The following is a 16,880-nucleotide window of genomic DNA, read 5'->3' as shown; positions in this document are numbered from 1 at the left end:
AGACTATAAAATTTATGAGGATTCTTTGTCTTTTCATTATCACAGTATGCTGCGTTTTAAACCCAATAAAAGCACAATCCCTTTTAGGTAAACAAAATAATTCGTTTACTAAGCAAGACAGCATGCGTGGAAGTATCACTAAAGAAAGGTCTTGGTGGGATTTAAAACAGTATCGATTACATGTAAAAATAAATCCTTTAGATAGCACAATTACAGGCTCTAATACTATTAAATATAAAGTAGTACAAGACTATAATGTAATGCAAATTGATTTACAAAATCCTTTAGAAATCAGCAAAATTGTTCAAGATGGAATTGAATTAAAATACAATAGAGAAGGAAATGTATATTTTGTAAATTTAGTTGCTGTACAAAAAAAAGGCTCTACAAAAGAACTTAGCGTTTTTTATGGTGGTAAACCCAAAGTTGCCGTTAATCCGCCTTGGGACGGTGGAATTACCTGGAAAAAAGACAGGAACGGAAAACCGTTTATAGCTTCTTCATGTCAAGGTTTAGGTGCTAGTGTTTGGTGGCCAAATAAAGACCACATGTATGATGAAGTAGAGAATATGTACATTAGTGTTAATGTTCCGTCAGACTTAATGGACGTTTCTAATGGTCGTTTGTTGAGTGTAAAAAAACATAAAAACGGCACCAAAACTTATAATTGGTACGTTTCAAATCCAATAAATAATTATGGCGTGAACATCAATATTGGTGATTATGTTTCTTTTTCAGAAAAATACAAAGGCGAAAAAGGAACTTTAGATTGTAGCTATTATGTTTTGAGAGACAATTTGGCAAAAGCCAAAAAACAATTCAAAGAAGTACCTAGAATGCTTGAGGCTTTTGAATATTGGTTTGGTCCTTATCCTTTTTACAAAGACGGTTACAAGTTGGTTGAAGTTCCTTATTTAGGCATGGAACACCAAAGTTCAGTTACTTATGGTAATGGATTTGAAAATGGTTATTTAGGACATGACTTGAGCGGAACCGGCTGGGGATTAAAATTTGATTTTATTATTGTTCACGAATCAGGACATGAATGGTTTGCTAATAACATCACTTACAAAGACGTTGCTGATATGTGGATTCATGAAAGTTTTACAAACTATTCTGAATGTCTTTTTGTGGAATATTATTACGGCAAAAATGCAGGATCTGAGTATGTAATAGGAACAAGAAAGCATATACAAAATGATATTCCTATCATTGGAAATTACAATGTAAATAAGGAAGGTTCGGGCGATATGTATTCGAAAGGAGGGAATATGCTGCATACTTTACGCCAAATTGTAAATGACGACAAGAAATGGAAAGCTATTTTAAGAGGTTTAAACGCTACTTTTTATCATCAAACGGTTACAACTAAACAAATTGAAGATTACTTGAGTGCAGAAACGGGAATGGATTTGAATCCGTTTTTTGATCAATATTTAAGAGATATTAGAATTCCAACATTAGAATATTATTTTGAAAATAAAAATTTAGTCTATCGTTGGACAAATTGTGTTTCGGGATTTGATATGCCTATTAAAATTTCTTTTAATGGAGTTGATAAATGGCAAAAACCAGAAACTAATTGGAAAAAAGAGACTAACATTGATGAAAATTCAAATTTAGTTGTTGACGTTAATTTTTATGTGAAAGGAGTCCACATTAGAAAATAAAATAGACTAATTTTATACAGTATTTCAGCACTGTCTAATCGAATATTCTATTAATATGAGACATCACTACTTTTTTCTATTGTTCCTTTTAGTTTTTTCTACCATTGGCTACAGCCAAAATAACACAGTTAATTCAACGGGATTAGAGACAATTTCAAGCATTGATTCCACTGATGTAGCTCCAAAGATAAATCTAGATTCGATACATTTTAAAGCATCAAGTGAAATGCTGGACGAAGAAAATTTTTGGGCTATTATTGAAAAATCAATACAAGAAACGACCAATCAAGAAGATCAGGAAATTTTTCTTATTTCTGAAATCGAGAAACTTTCACCCAAAGAAATGGTTGGTTTTCGATTAAGAACGGATAAACTTTTGTTTGACTCCTATACTTCAGATTTATGGTGTGCTAATTACATTATCAGCAATGGTGTGGCTGAAGATGGTTTTGATTATTTTAGATGTTGGCTAGTTTCAAGAGGAAAAGAAGCTTATTATAAAGTTAAAGAAAATCCTGATTATTTAGTAAATTTAGTTGAAAATGAACCACAAGTATATGATTTTGAAGGTTTTTGGCATGTTGGTTTAAGTGCTTTTAAAAACAGGACTGATAAAGAAGCTTATGCTTATATAGATTATGAAAATTTTAAAACAAACGATGAACATTATCCTATCTTAGAATTTAACTGGAACGTAGATGAACCTATAACAATGGAAAAAGTATGTCCTGTTTTATATCAAAAATTCTGGAAAAAATAAATTTTATCTTTCAAATAGCCCAATAGTTCCGCCCACCCAGTCTTTATCCTGATTGTATTTTACACCTATCATTTCACCGCGGCTTAAACGCACTAAATTACACAATAGAGTAGGAGCTTCATCTTCTTTTTTCCAAGTACAAAGCATTCTTACTTCGGCTTTTACCTTTCCGTCAGGAGATTGAACAATAGGTAAATAGTTGACTTTTTTCTGAAGTATATAGAGTTCTTTATCCACAACAGCTTCAATATCTTCTCGTTTTACATGAAAAATCACACCTGAACCCGAAAACGAAAATAATGGTTTTAGAACATAATTTTCTAAGTCGTTTGGAATTTCTTTTAAATCGCTTAATAGCGTAGTTTCTATAAAATATTTCCCTTTTAATAACGGTAAAATGAATTTACTGATTCTAAAAAACCAATTAGGATGACCTGCCCATTCTACATCTAATTCGTCTGAGAAACTAAAATTCAATTTTAAATCGGTACGCAAATCCAGTTCGTCAAAAATCACTCTGTTATAAATGCGTTTTATTTGGATTTCTTCGCCTTTTTCGTTTTTGTAAAACAATTGTTTTCCTTTTTTTATTACATCTGTAACACAAACAATGGTCAACCCGAGGTCTCTTTTGCAATAATAAAAATCAATTTTTGTATTTTGTTTTTCGGGTTCTATTTCCAGTAAAACAACATTTTCACTAGGATGATTGTTGCAAAGAACCGTTTCTAAATTTTCAAGATATTCCTGTGGCGTTAGCTCGTTCAAAAAAGGCGTTAACTCCTCTAGAAAAGGATATTGTTTTTTGAATTTTTCGAAAAGATTAATTTGGTAATTAAACAAAGAAGGAAAACCTTGTACTTCTATTAATTTGGGAACAACAGCTCCGTCTTCTTCACAAATTCCAAAATCTATAGCTATAAAAGTAGAATGGTCGTCTTCATTAGGAACTGTACTGTTTAATTCTAATGCTTTGTTTGTAAGTTCTTTAAAGTTGTTTTGTTGAATCAACGCTATAACATCATTACAGCCTTCTAACAATTGTTCTTTTAATTCGTTAGAAATAAAAAAAGGGGTTTCTGCTAATCGAAAAGTAGGAGCATAATTAAAATCAGCTGTTATATCTTCTTTTAAAGCTTGGTATTTTTCTTCTGTAAACTGCTCGTTGAATAATTTTCGATATTTTGAAATCATATAGATTTAATTATTAAAAAATGGGAACACAGATAATACTAATTCAACGGATAAAAAGAAATTTTTTAAATCTTTCTAAATAACAATACGCTTAATCTGTATTTCAATATTAGTTTGTGAAAATGATAATTGATTAATTAGACATGATTTTCTTAGTTCTCATCAGGTCAGTAATTGCAGAACGAAGGAAATTTGGGATCAAAGTTTCATTAGTGCGATATATTTTATCATCATCCACTAAGTCTTCGAGCATGTTTCTAAACTTTCTTTTACCTTTCATTTTTCTAATTTTCTCTTTCACATCTTTATTTCTCAAATGAGCAAGAAAACTGATTGGATCGGCTTCGGGATGAAATTGTGTTCCCACTAAGTGATCGGTGAAACGTACCGCCATAATGGCTCTTTCGTATTGCACATGATCTCTAATTTTTTCTAACGAAAGGATTTTAGCTCCTTTTTTAGCGAAAACACTCAATTTAGGTTGGATTACTTGATAATCTCTGGAATCAATAGCAAAAAAAGGATCAGCAAGTCCTTCAAACAATAAGTCTTTAAGACCATCTTTGGTTTTGTGGATACTCATGACCCCAAAGGAAGTATCATTTCGTTTTGTAATTTCGGCTAGACCAAAATGCTTACAGGCCATTTGGTACGAATGACAAATGAATAATACATGTTTTTTTATAGGATTTTCATTGTTCCATTTTACAATGGCATCAATAAAAGCATAATATTTTATATCCCATTCGCCATCACCTTCAAGCGGATTTCCAGGTCCCCCAGTAGAAATATAGATATCAAATTGATCAATTTCAGGTAAATCACACTTTCCTCTTACATCAAATATTTTAAAAGATACAAATGGTGTAAATCGATTTACAATATCAATGATACAACGCATCCCTTGATTGGGTTCGCCATTGTACATATCTAATATTGCTATAGTTATGCTTTTCTTTCTCATTAGTCCAACCTTTTTATAATATTTGCAAAGATAAGCTAATAATCTATAGCCCTTTAGTAAATTCGGATGTTATAAAATCAACTACTTTAGTTAAATCATTTGTCTGTTCAAAAATAGCCAATTGTTTGTCGGCTCCAGTACCGTTTTTCAGAATTTCGTGTGCATAATTAATGTGATCTCTGCTGCCCAATTCATCCACAACATCGTCAATAAAATCTAATAATTCTAGAATAAGCATTCTGGTTTCTACTTCTTTTTGAAGTCCAAAATCAATCATATTTCCTTCAATTCCATAACGAGCCGCTCTAAATTTATTTTCTTTTATCAGCGCTATACGATAGGTATTGAATTTTAAATTTTGTGTATTTAAACGATATAATTTAGCTACAATTGCCTGAATTATAGACACTATACACATGGTTTCTTCAACCGTTAATGCCATATCGCAAATTCGGAATTCAATGGTATCATAAAAAGGGTGCAAGCGTAAATCCCACCAAATTTTCTTTGGATTATCGATGCAATTGGTTTTTACCAAGGTTTCCAAAAACTTATCATAAGAAGCTACCGAATCAAAATATTCAGGCAATCCTGTTCTAGGAAACTTATCAAAAACTTTTGTTCTAAAGGATTTATAACCCGTTTGTCTTCCTTCCCAAAAAGGGGAATTAGTTGATAATGCAAAAATATGGGGTAAGAAATAGCAAGCTTGATTGATTAATTTTAAACCAATTTCACGATTTTCAATTCCCACATGGCAGTGCATTCCAAAAATCAAATTAGAACGTGCTGCATCCTGCAATTCGTTGATAATATTATGATAACGCGGATCATCAGTTATGGCTTGGTCTTGCCATTTTGAAAACGGATGCGTTCCAGCTCCACCTACAATAAGGTTTTGTTTTTCGGCTAGTTCAACAATCTTAGTTCTTAAAAATTTAATTTCGCATTCGGCTTCTTTAACGTTTTTACAAATATTAGTACCTACTTCCACAACCGATTGGTGCATTTCGGCTTTTACTTGCTCATTCAATAATATTTTAGCTCCATCCACAATTTTGGATAAGTGGGAGCGTAGATCTCTGGTTTCAGGATCTATAATTTGGTATTCTTCTTCAATACCCAGCGTAAAAACAGGCAACTTTCTCATTTAAATTCCTCCGATTGTTATTTTTATCCTACAGCCTCCTGCATAAATGTTCCCCAGGTTAGGTTGATTTTTCCTGGTTTTTGTTTTTTTGCTGCTGCAATTGCCATTTTAGCAGCTTCTTCAACCACCCATTCAAAGTTTTCAGGTCCTACCGAATTAATATCAGCATCTGGAGCTGGATTACCGAAATCGATAGCATAAGGAATACCATCACGAACGGCAAATTCTACCGTATTAAAATCATAACCTAAACCTTTACAAAGACGAATAGTGTAGTCTTTAATCGTTGCTAATAACTTTTTATCTACTGCTGGACCGTCGTGAACATAACGTAAATGAGGTTGGTTTCTAGGTTCGTATTGCATGATTTTAACTGCTTTGCAACCTAAACAATACACCCTAAAATATTCTGTAAAAACAATTTCTTCTTGCAATAACATTACTAATTGTCCTGTTTCCTTATGTTTTTCCCAGAATTCTTCTTTGTTTTCCAAACGATATACATTTTTCCATCCACCACCAGAATAGGGTTTCATATAAGCTGGAAATTTTACATATTCGAAAATACCTTCCCAATCTAAAGGAAATTTAAGGTTTCTAAACGAATTGGCTGTTGTATCTGTAGGATGTTCAGCTGATGGAAGAATTACTGTATTCGGCAACGGAACGCCAAGTGTATCAGCCAAGGCATTATTGAAAAATTTATCATCTGCACTCCACCAAAAAGGGTTGTTAATAACATTTGTTCCCGTTAAAGCTGCATTTTTAAGAAAGGCGCGATAAAAAGGAACATCTTGCGAAATGCGATCAATAATTACGGCATATTCGCTGGCTTTATTTTGAACAACCTTGTCAATAGAAACAGCTTCAGCAATAATTCCTTTTTCGTTTTTTGAATTTACTCTATCAATAAATGCTTGTGGAAAGGTGTCTTCCATTCCAAATAAAATTCCAATCTTTTTCATACTTTTATTTTTCTTTTATTTTTATACTGTTCTAAAAGCTGTTAGCTAAATTTAATTCGAGACAAATAATGAGGAAACATTTCTTTCCAAAGAGGCCAATCGTGTAGTTTGTCTTGTCTAATATCAAGCCAATGATCCATATTCTTATTCGCTATTAATTTGCTTATTTTTAAGTTGGCATCAAAACAAATATCCCAATTAGAAGTTCCCAGAACAATGTCCATATTCCATAATTCGTAATCATTTAATCCATGCAAATAATCATCTGGAGAATGATAAAAAACGGTATCGTTATGAAAACCGTCTAAATAGCTTTTGATATTAAAAATTCCGCTCATACTAAATAAATGACTCACATAACCAGGATGTCTAAAAGCAAAATTAGCCGCATGATACCCTCCAAAACTACAACCCGCAACAACTACTTTTCCCGATTGTGTATTATGTCTTACTTTTTCAACCACTTCATGACAAATCATTTTATCATACCAATCGTGATTTTCTATACGATGGACAGGATGGATTTGTTTGTTATAAAAACTGTCTTTATCTATACTGTCCGGGCAATAAATTTGTATTAATCCTTGTTCAATATACCATCTTGCCGATTCGATTAACCCCATGTCTTTATTTTCATGAAAACTTCCCATAGAAGTAGGAAATAAAATTACTGGATAACCTGAATGTCCAAATACAAGCATTTCGATATCTCTACTCAAATTTGGAGAATACCATTTCAAATAGTTCTCTTTCATAAACTTTGGTTTTAACAATTATAATGAAATAAATGATACTATGTACATAAATAAAATATAGTATTTTACTTTTAACAAAAAAACAATACTCTGTTTAAAAAAGCGGAATATTATTCACTATTTTGACTTAATACACTATGTTTTTAACCAATTTATTAACATAATCTAAAGACTTAAAATAGCTAAGTGGAATATTTTTTTTTTAAAAATAACCCATAAAAATTCCACTCTTTAAAAAGTTAATCTAAAATGAGATAGAATTTTTTTTTTTGAAGAGGTTTAGTTTTAATTTAAAAAATTAGGTGTTATTCAACAAGACTTTTTTCAAATAATTGTACCTGATTTTTTAATCTTTCGGTAAGCATATTCATCATTCGTTTGTTTAAACTTGATGAATTTTTAATATATAAAACATATTCATCGACTGTGAACAAAGCAATAATCATTCCTTTTAAAGCATTCCTGAATTTAATGTCTTTTTGAATTGCATTTTCAATAGTGGCTATTTTTTTTTCTACGCTGAGCGAATAGAAATCCCGTTTGTACTTGCTGATATAATTGTGAAAAGAAGCGATAAATAAATCATTTTGCAGTTTTAAAATGGGTCTCAAAACTTCATTTTGAAAAATTTCATCGGCTGAAGATTGGGTGCTAACACTACCTATAGGAGCACCACGGAATTCACTTAAAAATTGATCTCTTTGGCTCATCTTTTTTTCTTAAAAATAGAAAAAAAATCATCAAGGATGTCTTATTTTAGCATAAATAATTAAAATCATGAGATTTCATACTAGAAAATGGGTAAAACCCGAAGACCTTAATCCTAACGGAACTTTATTTGGAGGAAAACTACTGTCTTGGATAGACGAAGAACTGGCTTTGTACACCATAATTCAATTTGAGAATTCGAAAGTAGTTACAAAATACATGTCTGAAATTAATTTTACAAGTTCAGCAAAACAAGGAGATGTAATCGAAATTGGAATTGATGTGGTTCGTTTTGGAGTAACTTCGATTACTTTACAATGTGAAGTTCGCAATATGATGACTCGAGAAACAATTATTACTATTGATAGTACGGTAATGGTCAATTTAGGAGAAGACGGCAAACCAAAAGCGCACGGAAAAACGGAAATTGAGTTTGTAAAAAATCGTATCTAATATTTATGATTTAAAAAGCCACGAATTCACGAATTTAATTTGTGAATTCGTGGCTTTTATTCTTTAGAAAAAGTATTTTTCGAAGGAAATTCAAATACTTCAAGGTCAAAATAAGGAACAGCGGATATCACATGATCAAAAATATCTGCCATGACATATTCGTAATTTTCCCATCTTTTGTCGGTAGAAAAAGTATAAATCTCTAATGGTACTCCTTCTGCAGTAGATTGCAGCTGACGGCACATTAAAGGCATCTCTTGATTAATAGCTGGGTGATTACGAAGGTATTGAATAACGTATTTTCGAAACAAACCCATATTAGTCATGTTTCGCCCGTTTACTGCAATGGATTTGTCAATTCCTCTGTCAGTATTGTATTTATTAATTTCGGCTTGACGAGTGGTAATATAATCACTAATTAAATGGATTTTTTTCAAATCGGCTAATTCGGCTTCATTCAAAAAACGAATACTATTGGTTTTGATAAGCAGGTGTCTTTTGATGCGTCGACCATTAGATTTAAGCATTCCGCGCCAGTTTTGAAACGAATCCGAACTCAGGCTATAAGTAGGAATGGTAGTGGTAGTATTATCAAAATTACGGATTTTAACGGTGGTTAAATTGATTTCGATTACATCACCATCGGCACCAAATTTATCTATGGTAATCCAATCACCTATTCGAATCATATCATTCACAGCTACCTGAACGCTGGCTACAAATCCTAAAATAATATCTCTAAAAATTAAAATAATTAATGCCGAAACCGCTCCTAAAGTGGTAAACATGTTTTTAAAATCGATATTGAACAATTGGGAAACTAGAATTGTAATTCCAACTAACCAAAGCACAATCATGATGACCTGAATAAAACTATCTATTGGTTTGTCGCTGTAACGAGGTTTTTGCTTTAAATAATCACGCAGCGCGTTAAAAACAGTACGGATAATCCACAACACTAAAATGAGAATATAAATCCCTATCAATTTTTCAAAAACACCATCCCAATATTCATATCGTTCTAAAATAATAGGAACCGATTTGTAAACGAATAAAACCAGAAGTAACCGAGCGATATACTTAACTGTTTTGTTTGAAACCAGTAAATCGTCAAACTGCGTTTTGGTTTTTCGAGCCATAAAAATTATTAAACCAACTAAAAACTGTTTAAATACATAGTAAACTAAATAAGATAATAAACAAAGCAGCACAATATTTAGTATCAAACTAGAGTAAGATGCTATGGTATTATTCCATCCCCAGGATTTAAAAAGCGGATATAAAAAAGAGAATAGTTGGTTTAATATGTAGTACATATTAACAGTATTTTTTTTCTACATAAAAAGTACCAAACGGAATCAAAGAAGCCAATAGAATGATTCCAAAATCTTTAACACTCCATTTTTGAGGTGTTTTTAATAAAAATGCCAAAATGATATAAGCAATAAATAAAATTCCGTGACTCATTCCAATAGGATACAATAATTGGTGATAAAGTTCAAAATTATTTGGTTTGATAAAAAGCATATTTGAAAATAGAACTAAATACGATATTCCTTCAAGGATGGCAGTAATTTTAAAAATCTTAAGCATTGCTATTATTTTTTAATGTTTCATGCCAAAATTAAGGATTATCATTCGTTTTATAGGTATTAAAGCCCAAAGTAATTTACTTTTGTAATCATAAATTTTTTATAATGAGCAAAAGAGATTTAAAAAAATATTTGAGCGAACTTGATAAGGAACAACTCCAGGAACAATTGATTGAATTGTATGAAAAATTTACTGCTGTAAAGGAATTTTATGATTTTGTATTCAACCCAAAAGAAGATAAATTACTCCAAGAAGCCAAACTGAAAATTTCTCACGAATATTTTCCCGTTTCGAATACAAAAAAACGGAAGCGTCCAAAAATGCGTCGCTCAGTGGCTCAAAAATATATCAAACATTTTATCACGCTAGGAGTAGACCCATTTGTAATAGCCGATGTGATGTTGTATACTATTGAAATTGCTCAAACTTTTGCATCCGAAAATAACATTACACAGGACGCTTTTTATAAAAGTATGTTCAATTCTTTTGATCATGCCGTGCAATTTACAATAGCAAATGGCATTTTAAGTGAATTTATAAGCCGAATAAGAGCTATTTCTGAGGAAACTATTCAACAAAAATGGAAAAATAAAGGCGATTTCCTGCTAATTATTGAGCGAATTGAGGAGTAAGTCCCTTGTAAACCAAATTATTTCAAATTGAGTTAATATTTTAAATTAAATATAACAAGATAACTGTTTTTTAGACGTATTTTTGCAAAAATCCAACAAAAAACAATGTTCGAAAGTACAATAGAAATAGAAAAAGAAGAAAAAAAAGAACTTTATGCTTACCAGAAAGGAGATATTGATGCCATATTTGAGCGCATCGATAATGGTCCTGCACAACACCACCTGCTGTATCAATTGCCTACAGGAGGAGGAAAAACAGTAATATTCTCAGAAATTGTTCGCCGTTACCTATCCAAACACGATAAAAAAGTAGTTGTTTTAACGCATAGAATCGAGTTGTGTAAACAAACTTCTAAGATGTTAAAAGGTTTTGGAGTTAAAAATAAAATCATCAATTCTAAGGTTAAAGATTTACCCGATCAAAACGAATATTCTTGTTTTGTAGCCATGGTAGAAACGCTTAAAAACCGTATCAATGACGAAAAATTAATATTAGATAATATTGGTCTGGTTATTATTGATGAAGCGCATTATAATTCATTTAGAAAATTATTAAGTTCTTTTACCAATGCCTTTATATTAGGAGTTACCGCAACACCCTTAAGTTCGAATATAAAATTACCAATGAATCAAAGCTACGATGAATTAATCGTAGGAGATACTATTAGTTCATTGATAGAAAAAGGATTTTTGGCGAAAGCCACTACCTATAGCTATGATGTGGGTTTGACATCCTTAAAAGTAGGGATCAACGGAGATTACACAGTAAAATCGTCGGATGATTTGTATACGAACACTTTAATGCAAGAAAAATTATTGCATGCGTATACTGAAAAATCATTAGGCAAAAAAACCTTGATTTTCAATAATGGAATCAATACATCATTGTATGTATATGAAACTTTTAGAGAAGCAGGTTATGAAATTCGACACCTGGACAACACCAGCAGCAACGAAGAAAGAAAAGAAATTTTACATTGGTTCAAACACACTCCGGATGCAATTTTAACATCTGTAGGGATTTTGACAACTGGTTTTGATGAGCCCACAGTAGAAACCATTATATTGAACCGTGCTACAAAATCATTGACTTTATACTACCAAATGATTGGTCGTGGTTCTCGTAAATTACCTCTTAAAAACGAGTTTACCGTTATCGATCTAGGAAATAATGCCGCGCGTTTTGGACTTTGGAGTGAGCCGGTAAACTGGCAACACATCTTTAAATCACCTGAGTTTTATTTGGAAAATTTACGTGACGATGCTGAAATCGAGTTGTATTTTAAATATACTATGCCTCCAGAATTAAGAGCTAAATTTCCTAATACTGAAGACGTTACTTTTGATGTTGACGAAGAACACAAATTGGTCATAAAACAAAATCTACGTTCTAAGGTCGTTCTTGATAAATCGCTGGATCAGCACGCTATTATGTGTGTGTACAACACCGAAACGTTGCAAGAAGCCAAATTATTAGCTAAAGAATTAGATGATGATATCGAATGTCGTATCAAACGTTACGCAAAATGTCTAAGCCAATGCAGTAAAAATTACCGCGAATGGCTTGTAGATGATTACAAACTAAAATTAACCTTGTTATTAGGGAAAAAGTATCGTGAAAAAATCATGAACGAACCTGATGATGAAGATTAAAATAAGGAATACAATTTTTCATATAAATAATAAAATAATGTCCAAACAATTCTCAGATTTAGGAATTTCGACAGCTTTAGTACAAACTTTAAATCAGTTGAACCTTGTTGCCCCTACAGCTATACAAGAACAAGTGATTCCGTTACTTTTAGCAAATCAAACCGATTTGGTAGGATTAGCCAAAACAGGTACGGGAAAAACCGCTGCCTTTGGTTTACCAATTTTACAATTAGTTGATAGCTCAAAACCAAATGTACAAGCCGTAATATTAGTTCCAACCAGAGAATTAGGACAACAAGTTTTTAAAAATTTAGAAACTTTCGCTCAAAATCTTCCAGCAGTTTCGATTGCTGCTGTTTGCGGTGGAATTCCAATAAAACCACAAATAGAACGTTTAAGTAATCCTACTCATATTGTGGTAGCCACACCAGGACGTTTGATTGATTTGTTGCAACGAAAAGCCATCAGTTTAAAAGAAACTTCATTTTTAGTACTGGATGAAGCTGATGAAATGGTAAGCATTCTAAAAGAAAGCTTAGATGAAATTGTTGCCGAATTGCCTAAAAATCACCGTACTTTTTTGTTTTCGGCTACTATGCCAGGTACAATCAAACAGTTGATTCAGAATTATTTGCATAAAAATGTAGTGCAAATAAGTGCAAATATGGAAACTTCAGGAAATCAAAGTATTGATCATCAATATATTGTGGTTGATCCTATTGAGAAATTAGATGTTTTAATGCACTTTTTGAATTCCAGAGAAGGACAGCGCGGCATTATATTTTGCAAAACAAAAGCAGCCGTAAATAAATTAGCTAAAAATTTAGCTATCAATCGTTTTTCGTCGGGAGCTTTACACGGAAGTTTGTCGCAGGGAATTCGGGATCGAATTATGGAACAATTTCGCGAAGGACACATCAATATATTAGTAGCTACAGATTTGGCTGCCAGAGGAATTGACGTAAAAGAGATTGCTTATGTAGTGAATTATCATTTGCCAGATACTTATGAGAATTATGTTCATAGAAGTGGTAGAACCGCCAGAGCAGGAGCAAACGGATTATCATTAACTGTTTTACAAGCCGAAGAAGAAATAGAAATTGCTGATTTTGAAAAAGAATTAGGGATCCAATTCAAACCATTTTCAAAACCTTCAGCAACTAGTATTGAGGATAACAATACGTTGCTTTGGGCAAAACAAATTTTTAAAACGAAACCCAATCACGAGGTGGATTCCGAATTAAAAACAAAGATAAAAACCATTTTTCATCACTTAACTAAGGATGAATTAATTGAAAAAATACTAGCCAATCATTTATTACAAAATAAAACCCAAGTAGTAGAAAAACCAGTTAAAAAGCTAAAACAAAAAAAATAAAAACAATCCAAACTTCTTTTGCTGACTAACATAAGAGGTTATTTTAAAATTGTAAAATATGGAAATCGTAATAATCGGAGGCGGTTTTGCAGGAATGAATCTGGCAAAAGAATTATTAAATCAAGAGGGAGTTCACGTAACTCTGGTTGATAAAAACAACTACAACTTTTTCCCGCCGCTTATTTATCAAGTGGCTACGGCTTATTTAGAGCCATCAAGTATTAGTTACCCTTTTAGAAAATTTTTTGCAGGAAAAAAGAATCTGCAATTTCGTTTAGGAGAATTAGTGGAAGTAGTGCCTGCTGAGAATAAAGTTATTCTGAGTAATGGAGAATTAAACTATGATAAGCTTGTTTTTGCAACAGGAGCGGAGACGAGTTATTTTGGTATGGAAAACGTAAAAAAGAACGCCATTCCAATGAAAACCCTGAACGATGCCATTGTAATGCGTAATACTTTGCTTAAAAACTTAGAAAAAGCGGCTATTACAAAAGACATTCGTAAGCGTAGAAAATTATTGACGATTGTAGTTGCTGGAGGTGGTCCTACAGGAGTAGAGATCTCGGGAATGTTTGCCGAAATGCGTAAAAATATCCTTTTAAAAGAATATCCTGAATTAGGAACCTCAGTAAGTAATATCTATTTAGTAGATGGAGCACCTGCATTATTAACTCCCATGAGTAAGGAATCACAACAAGATACACTTAAAGAACTGACTGATTTAGGGGTAATTGTAAAACTGAACAATAATGTAGTGGATTATGTAGACGATACAGTACATTTTGCTAATGGAGAAACCATTCAAACTAAAAACTTAATCTGGGCAGCTGGAGTTACAGCACGTGAATTTAAAGGACTTCCAGCAGATAGTTACGGTCGTGGCAAACGTTTAACTACCGATGCTTTTAATAAAATTAACGGAACGGATAATATTTATGCCATCGGTGATACTTGTATTCAATCCAATGATGAAGCTTTCCCACATGGTCACCCACAAGTGGCACAAGTAGCTATTCAACAAGGAATCAACTTGGCTAAAAATTTTAAAAATGAGATTCAAAGAAAAGCTTTAGTCCCTTTTAAATATTTAGATAAAGGTTCTATGGCAATCATTGGAAAAAACAAAGCCGTAGTAGATTTACCAAAACCAAAAATGCACTTTAACGGATTTTTTGCTTGGATTATTTGGTTGTTTATTCACTTGATTTCGTTGATTACCTATAGAAATAAAATAAAGACTTTCTACAACTGGATGATCGCTTATTTCTCAAAAGATAATTCGTTACGAATGATTATCAGACCGGATAAAAAAACAAAATAAATTTAATTCTTCTCAATACAAAAGAAAACCGATACAGCGATTGTATCGGTTTTATATAGACAATGTTTTTTAAAATTGGTATTGAATGATGTTATTTAATAACACCTACAGAACCATTTTTGGTAGGAATTAATTCAAAAATAAAATTAGGTGCTAAATTAGGTTCACTGCGATGGGAAACAAACACAATAGTCATATTCGATTCTTGTTTTAGCAAATTAATAAGTTGGGTAACCATAGCTACATTTTCATCGTCTAAACCTTCAACTGGTTCGTCTAAAATAACCAATGGCGGGTGTTTCAAAACCGAACGTACAATCATAGCAAGTCGTTGTTGTCCTACAGAAAGTCGTTTGAACATTTTGTTTTTTAGGTGTTTCATCCCAATTAAGTCTAGCCATTGATCGGCAATGTTTTTTTGTAAAGTTGTTGGTAAGTCATACAGTCCAATGGAATCAAAAAAGCCTGATAAGATCATTTGTTCCAAAGTGTGGTTTCTTTGAAATAAACTGGTCATATTGGTCGCAAAATAACCGATGTTTTTTTTGATGTCCCAAACGCTCTCGCCACTTCCTTTTTTGTATCCAAAAAGATGTAAATCCTGTCCATAACCCTTAGGACTATCGCCATTTATTAGTGATAAAAGAGTACTTTTTCCCGAACCATTTGGTCCAATAAGTTGCCAAAATTCGCCTTGTTGAATCGTCCAGTTGATGTTATTGACAACAGCACGACCTTCATAACTTACGGTAACATTATTCATCTGAACCAGCATTTGCTGGTTGTATTTGATAGGATGCGCAGGCTGCGGAATTCCAGATTGTGCTATTATTTTAGTTTCGTGTGTTGAGGCAGTTATTTCTTCTAAAAGATAAGCATCCGAATTAATTTGGCGAGTATTAGAAATAAAAGCTAATACATCAGCAGCACGATTAATCAATTGAATAATCTTAATTTTAGAAGTCATTTTTTCCAGTAATTTTGATAATTCCACTCTAGAAACCTGGTCTAAATGATCCATTGGATTATCAAAAATGATGAAATCTGGATTTTGATTGATGCAATATTGAAGAAATTTCTTTTTGCGTTGCCCCGAAGAAAAAGTGCTGAGTTTTCTATTAGAATCAAGCGCGGTCAATTCGAGGTATTGAAATTCTTTTTGGATGAAATGATCAATGGCTAAATCAGAATAAAGAATTCCTTTTAAAATATTAAAAGGCGCTAATTCGGCTTGAGCATTTCCAGAAAGAATGGATTCTATAAACTCTTTTTTATTGATTTGATTGGATAATAAAATATTCCAATGTGTGGCAGTATTCATGAAAAAGGATTTGTTTTAATAGGATGTAAAGTTAATAAAAGAAAACTGAAGGGGTCAGGGTAGGAGACAGAAAGCAGAAAATAGATAAAAAATATCATCTAAAAGATCACTACCCGTTCTACTTGGCTTTCTTTTGATAAATACTTCCAAATGGTGTTTAACTCTTAAGGATAAGTGGTGAAAACTATATCATGTTCTATTTGGAAACGAGATCATGTTGTTTAAAACATTAACCTGTAGTTGTTTGAACTCATAGAGTTTCTTTTGACTTTACGACTTTAAAACTTTCGACGTACTTAGTTATTCAAGAAGCAGCTTTTTTTGAATAAATAAATTTTTTATAAAAAGAAATAGTCTAAATTA

16 protein-coding genes are annotated in these 16,880 nt (G+C 32.2%); 7 read left to right on the top strand and 9 right to left on the bottom strand.

Translation table 11 applies throughout. From position 1 onward, the window contains the following. Positions 1–14: 14 nt before the first annotated feature. Together AAGV28_RS09905 and AAGV28_RS09900 are read left to right on the top strand one after the other, a co-directional pair. Positions 15–1,670: a M1 family metallopeptidase gene (locus tag AAGV28_RS09905; RefSeq protein ID WP_373406658.1), complete on the top strand. Its 1,656-nt coding sequence runs from the start codon at positions 15–17 to the stop codon at positions 1,668–1,670. A 55-nt stretch (positions 1,671–1,725) separates the two neighbouring features. After that, positions 1,726–2,430 (top strand): DUF4240 domain-containing protein, encoded by a 705-nt coding sequence (locus tag AAGV28_RS09900; RefSeq protein ID WP_373406657.1) that lies wholly within the window; start codon positions 1,726–1,728, stop codon positions 2,428–2,430. Between the two features lie 3 nt (positions 2,431–2,433). Here the strand turns inward: AAGV28_RS09900 and AAGV28_RS09895 are convergent, their stop codons facing one another. The 6 genes from AAGV28_RS09895 to AAGV28_RS09870 form a co-directional block, all read right to left on the bottom strand. Next, positions 2,434–3,624 (bottom strand): hypothetical protein, encoded by a 1,191-nt coding sequence (locus AAGV28_RS09895; protein WP_373406656.1) that lies wholly within the window; start codon positions 3,622–3,624, stop codon positions 2,434–2,436. A 133-nt stretch (positions 3,625–3,757) separates the two neighbouring features. Further along, positions 3,758–4,588, bottom strand: coding sequence for a type 1 glutamine amidotransferase (locus AAGV28_RS09890; RefSeq protein WP_373406655.1), 831 nt, complete (start codon positions 4,586–4,588; stop codon positions 3,758–3,760). Between the two features lie 43 nt (positions 4,589–4,631). Next, positions 4,632–5,738, bottom strand: a complete 1,107-nt coding sequence (locus tag AAGV28_RS09885) for a carboxylate-amine ligase (protein WP_373406654.1) — start codon at positions 5,736–5,738, stop codon at positions 4,632–4,634. Between the two features lie 23 nt (positions 5,739–5,761). Beyond that, positions 5,762–6,703, bottom strand: coding sequence for an ATP-grasp domain-containing protein (locus AAGV28_RS09880; RefSeq protein WP_373406653.1), 942 nt, complete (start codon positions 6,701–6,703; stop codon positions 5,762–5,764). Positions 6,704–6,744: 41 nt separating this feature from the next. Further along, positions 6,745–7,458, bottom strand: coding sequence for an alpha/beta hydrolase-fold protein (locus tag AAGV28_RS09875; protein WP_373406652.1), 714 nt, complete (start codon positions 7,456–7,458; stop codon positions 6,745–6,747). A 305-nt stretch (positions 7,459–7,763) separates the two neighbouring features. Continuing rightward, complete coding sequence (locus AAGV28_RS09870; protein ID WP_373406651.1) at positions 7,764–8,168, bottom strand: glyoxalase; 405 nt, start codon at positions 8,166–8,168, stop codon at positions 7,764–7,766. 67 nt (positions 8,169–8,235) lie between these two features. Here AAGV28_RS09870 and AAGV28_RS09865 point away from each other — a divergent pair, with 67 nt between their 5' ends. Continuing rightward, positions 8,236–8,619, top strand: coding sequence for an acyl-CoA thioesterase (locus AAGV28_RS09865; protein ID WP_373406650.1), 384 nt, complete (start codon positions 8,236–8,238; stop codon positions 8,617–8,619). 56 nt (positions 8,620–8,675) lie between these two features. Here AAGV28_RS09865 and AAGV28_RS09860 read toward each other — a convergent pair whose 3' ends face one another. After that, positions 8,676–9,935, bottom strand: a complete 1,260-nt coding sequence (locus AAGV28_RS09860) for a mechanosensitive ion channel family protein (protein ID WP_373406649.1) — start codon at positions 9,933–9,935, stop codon at positions 8,676–8,678. A gap of 1 nt (position 9,936) precedes the next feature. Continuing rightward, complete coding sequence (locus AAGV28_RS09855; protein WP_373406648.1) at positions 9,937–10,212, bottom strand: DUF3817 domain-containing protein; 276 nt, start codon at positions 10,210–10,212, stop codon at positions 9,937–9,939. A gap of 104 nt (positions 10,213–10,316) precedes the next feature. Between AAGV28_RS09855 and AAGV28_RS09850 the strand changes: the two genes are divergently transcribed. The 4 genes from AAGV28_RS09850 to AAGV28_RS09835 all read left to right on the top strand — a co-directional run bounded on the left by AAGV28_RS09850 (position 10,317) and on the right by AAGV28_RS09835 (position 15,196). Then, a complete protein-coding gene (locus AAGV28_RS09850; RefSeq protein ID WP_373406647.1) occupies positions 10,317–10,844 on the top strand; it encodes a DUF6155 family protein in 528 nt (175 codons plus the stop codon). A 105-nt stretch (positions 10,845–10,949) separates the two neighbouring features. Further along, on the top strand, positions 10,950–12,497 hold the full coding sequence (locus AAGV28_RS09845; protein WP_373406646.1) for a DEAD/DEAH box helicase: 1,548 nt from the start codon (positions 10,950–10,952) through the stop codon (positions 12,495–12,497). A gap of 37 nt (positions 12,498–12,534) precedes the next feature. Continuing rightward, entirely contained in the window at positions 12,535–13,875 is a 1,341-nt protein-coding gene (locus tag AAGV28_RS09840; RefSeq protein WP_373406645.1) for a DEAD/DEAH box helicase, read from the top strand. 58 nt (positions 13,876–13,933) lie between these two features. Then, positions 13,934–15,196, top strand: coding sequence for an NAD(P)/FAD-dependent oxidoreductase (locus AAGV28_RS09835; RefSeq protein ID WP_373406644.1), 1,263 nt, complete (start codon positions 13,934–13,936; stop codon positions 15,194–15,196). Between the two features lie 91 nt (positions 15,197–15,287). Here AAGV28_RS09835 and AAGV28_RS09830 read toward each other — a convergent pair whose 3' ends face one another. Continuing rightward, positions 15,288–16,517: an ATP-binding cassette domain-containing protein gene (locus AAGV28_RS09830; protein ID WP_373406643.1), complete on the bottom strand. Its 1,230-nt coding sequence runs from the start codon at positions 16,515–16,517 to the stop codon at positions 15,288–15,290. Positions 16,518–16,880: the final 363 nt, after the last annotated feature.

The organism is Flavobacterium zubiriense, from assembly GCF_041729725.1.
GTDB classification, from domain to species: Bacteria; Bacteroidota; Bacteroidia; order Flavobacteriales; family Flavobacteriaceae; genus Flavobacterium; species Flavobacterium zubiriense.
This window is presented reverse-complemented; position numbering and strand designations above follow the sequence as displayed.

Coding starts and splice junctions, on each gene's coding strand:
- AAGV28_RS09905 (WP_373406658.1), top strand. CDS start 15: ATGAGGATTCTTTGTCTTTTCATTATCACAGTATGCTGCGTTTTAAAC.
- AAGV28_RS09900 (WP_373406657.1), top strand. CDS start 1,726: ATGAGACATCACTACTTTTTTCTATTGTTCCTTTTAGTTTTTTCTACC.
- AAGV28_RS09895 (WP_373406656.1), bottom strand. CDS start 3,624: ATGATTTCAAAATATCGAAAATTATTCAACGAGCAGTTTACAGAAGAA.
- AAGV28_RS09890 (WP_373406655.1), bottom strand. CDS start 4,588: ATGAGAAAGAAAAGCATAACTATAGCAATATTAGATATGTACAATGGC.
- AAGV28_RS09885 (WP_373406654.1), bottom strand. CDS start 5,738: ATGAGAAAGTTGCCTGTTTTTACGCTGGGTATTGAAGAAGAATACCAA.
- AAGV28_RS09880 (WP_373406653.1), bottom strand. CDS start 6,703: ATGAAAAAGATTGGAATTTTATTTGGAATGGAAGACACCTTTCCACAA.
- AAGV28_RS09875 (WP_373406652.1), bottom strand. CDS start 7,458: ATGAAAGAGAACTATTTGAAATGGTATTCTCCAAATTTGAGTAGAGAT.
- AAGV28_RS09870 (WP_373406651.1), bottom strand. CDS start 8,168: ATGAGCCAAAGAGATCAATTTTTAAGTGAATTCCGTGGTGCTCCTATA.
- AAGV28_RS09865 (WP_373406650.1), top strand. CDS start 8,236: ATGAGATTTCATACTAGAAAATGGGTAAAACCCGAAGACCTTAATCCT.
- AAGV28_RS09860 (WP_373406649.1), bottom strand. CDS start 9,935: ATGTACTACATATTAAACCAACTATTCTCTTTTTTATATCCGCTTTTT.
- AAGV28_RS09855 (WP_373406648.1), bottom strand. CDS start 10,212: ATGCTTAAGATTTTTAAAATTACTGCCATCCTTGAAGGAATATCGTAT.
- AAGV28_RS09850 (WP_373406647.1), top strand. CDS start 10,317: ATGAGCAAAAGAGATTTAAAAAAATATTTGAGCGAACTTGATAAGGAA.
- AAGV28_RS09845 (WP_373406646.1), top strand. CDS start 10,950: ATGTTCGAAAGTACAATAGAAATAGAAAAAGAAGAAAAAAAAGAACTT.
- AAGV28_RS09840 (WP_373406645.1), top strand. CDS start 12,535: ATGTCCAAACAATTCTCAGATTTAGGAATTTCGACAGCTTTAGTACAA.
- AAGV28_RS09835 (WP_373406644.1), top strand. CDS start 13,934: ATGGAAATCGTAATAATCGGAGGCGGTTTTGCAGGAATGAATCTGGCA.
- AAGV28_RS09830 (WP_373406643.1), bottom strand. CDS start 16,517: ATGAATACTGCCACACATTGGAATATTTTATTATCCAATCAAATCAAT.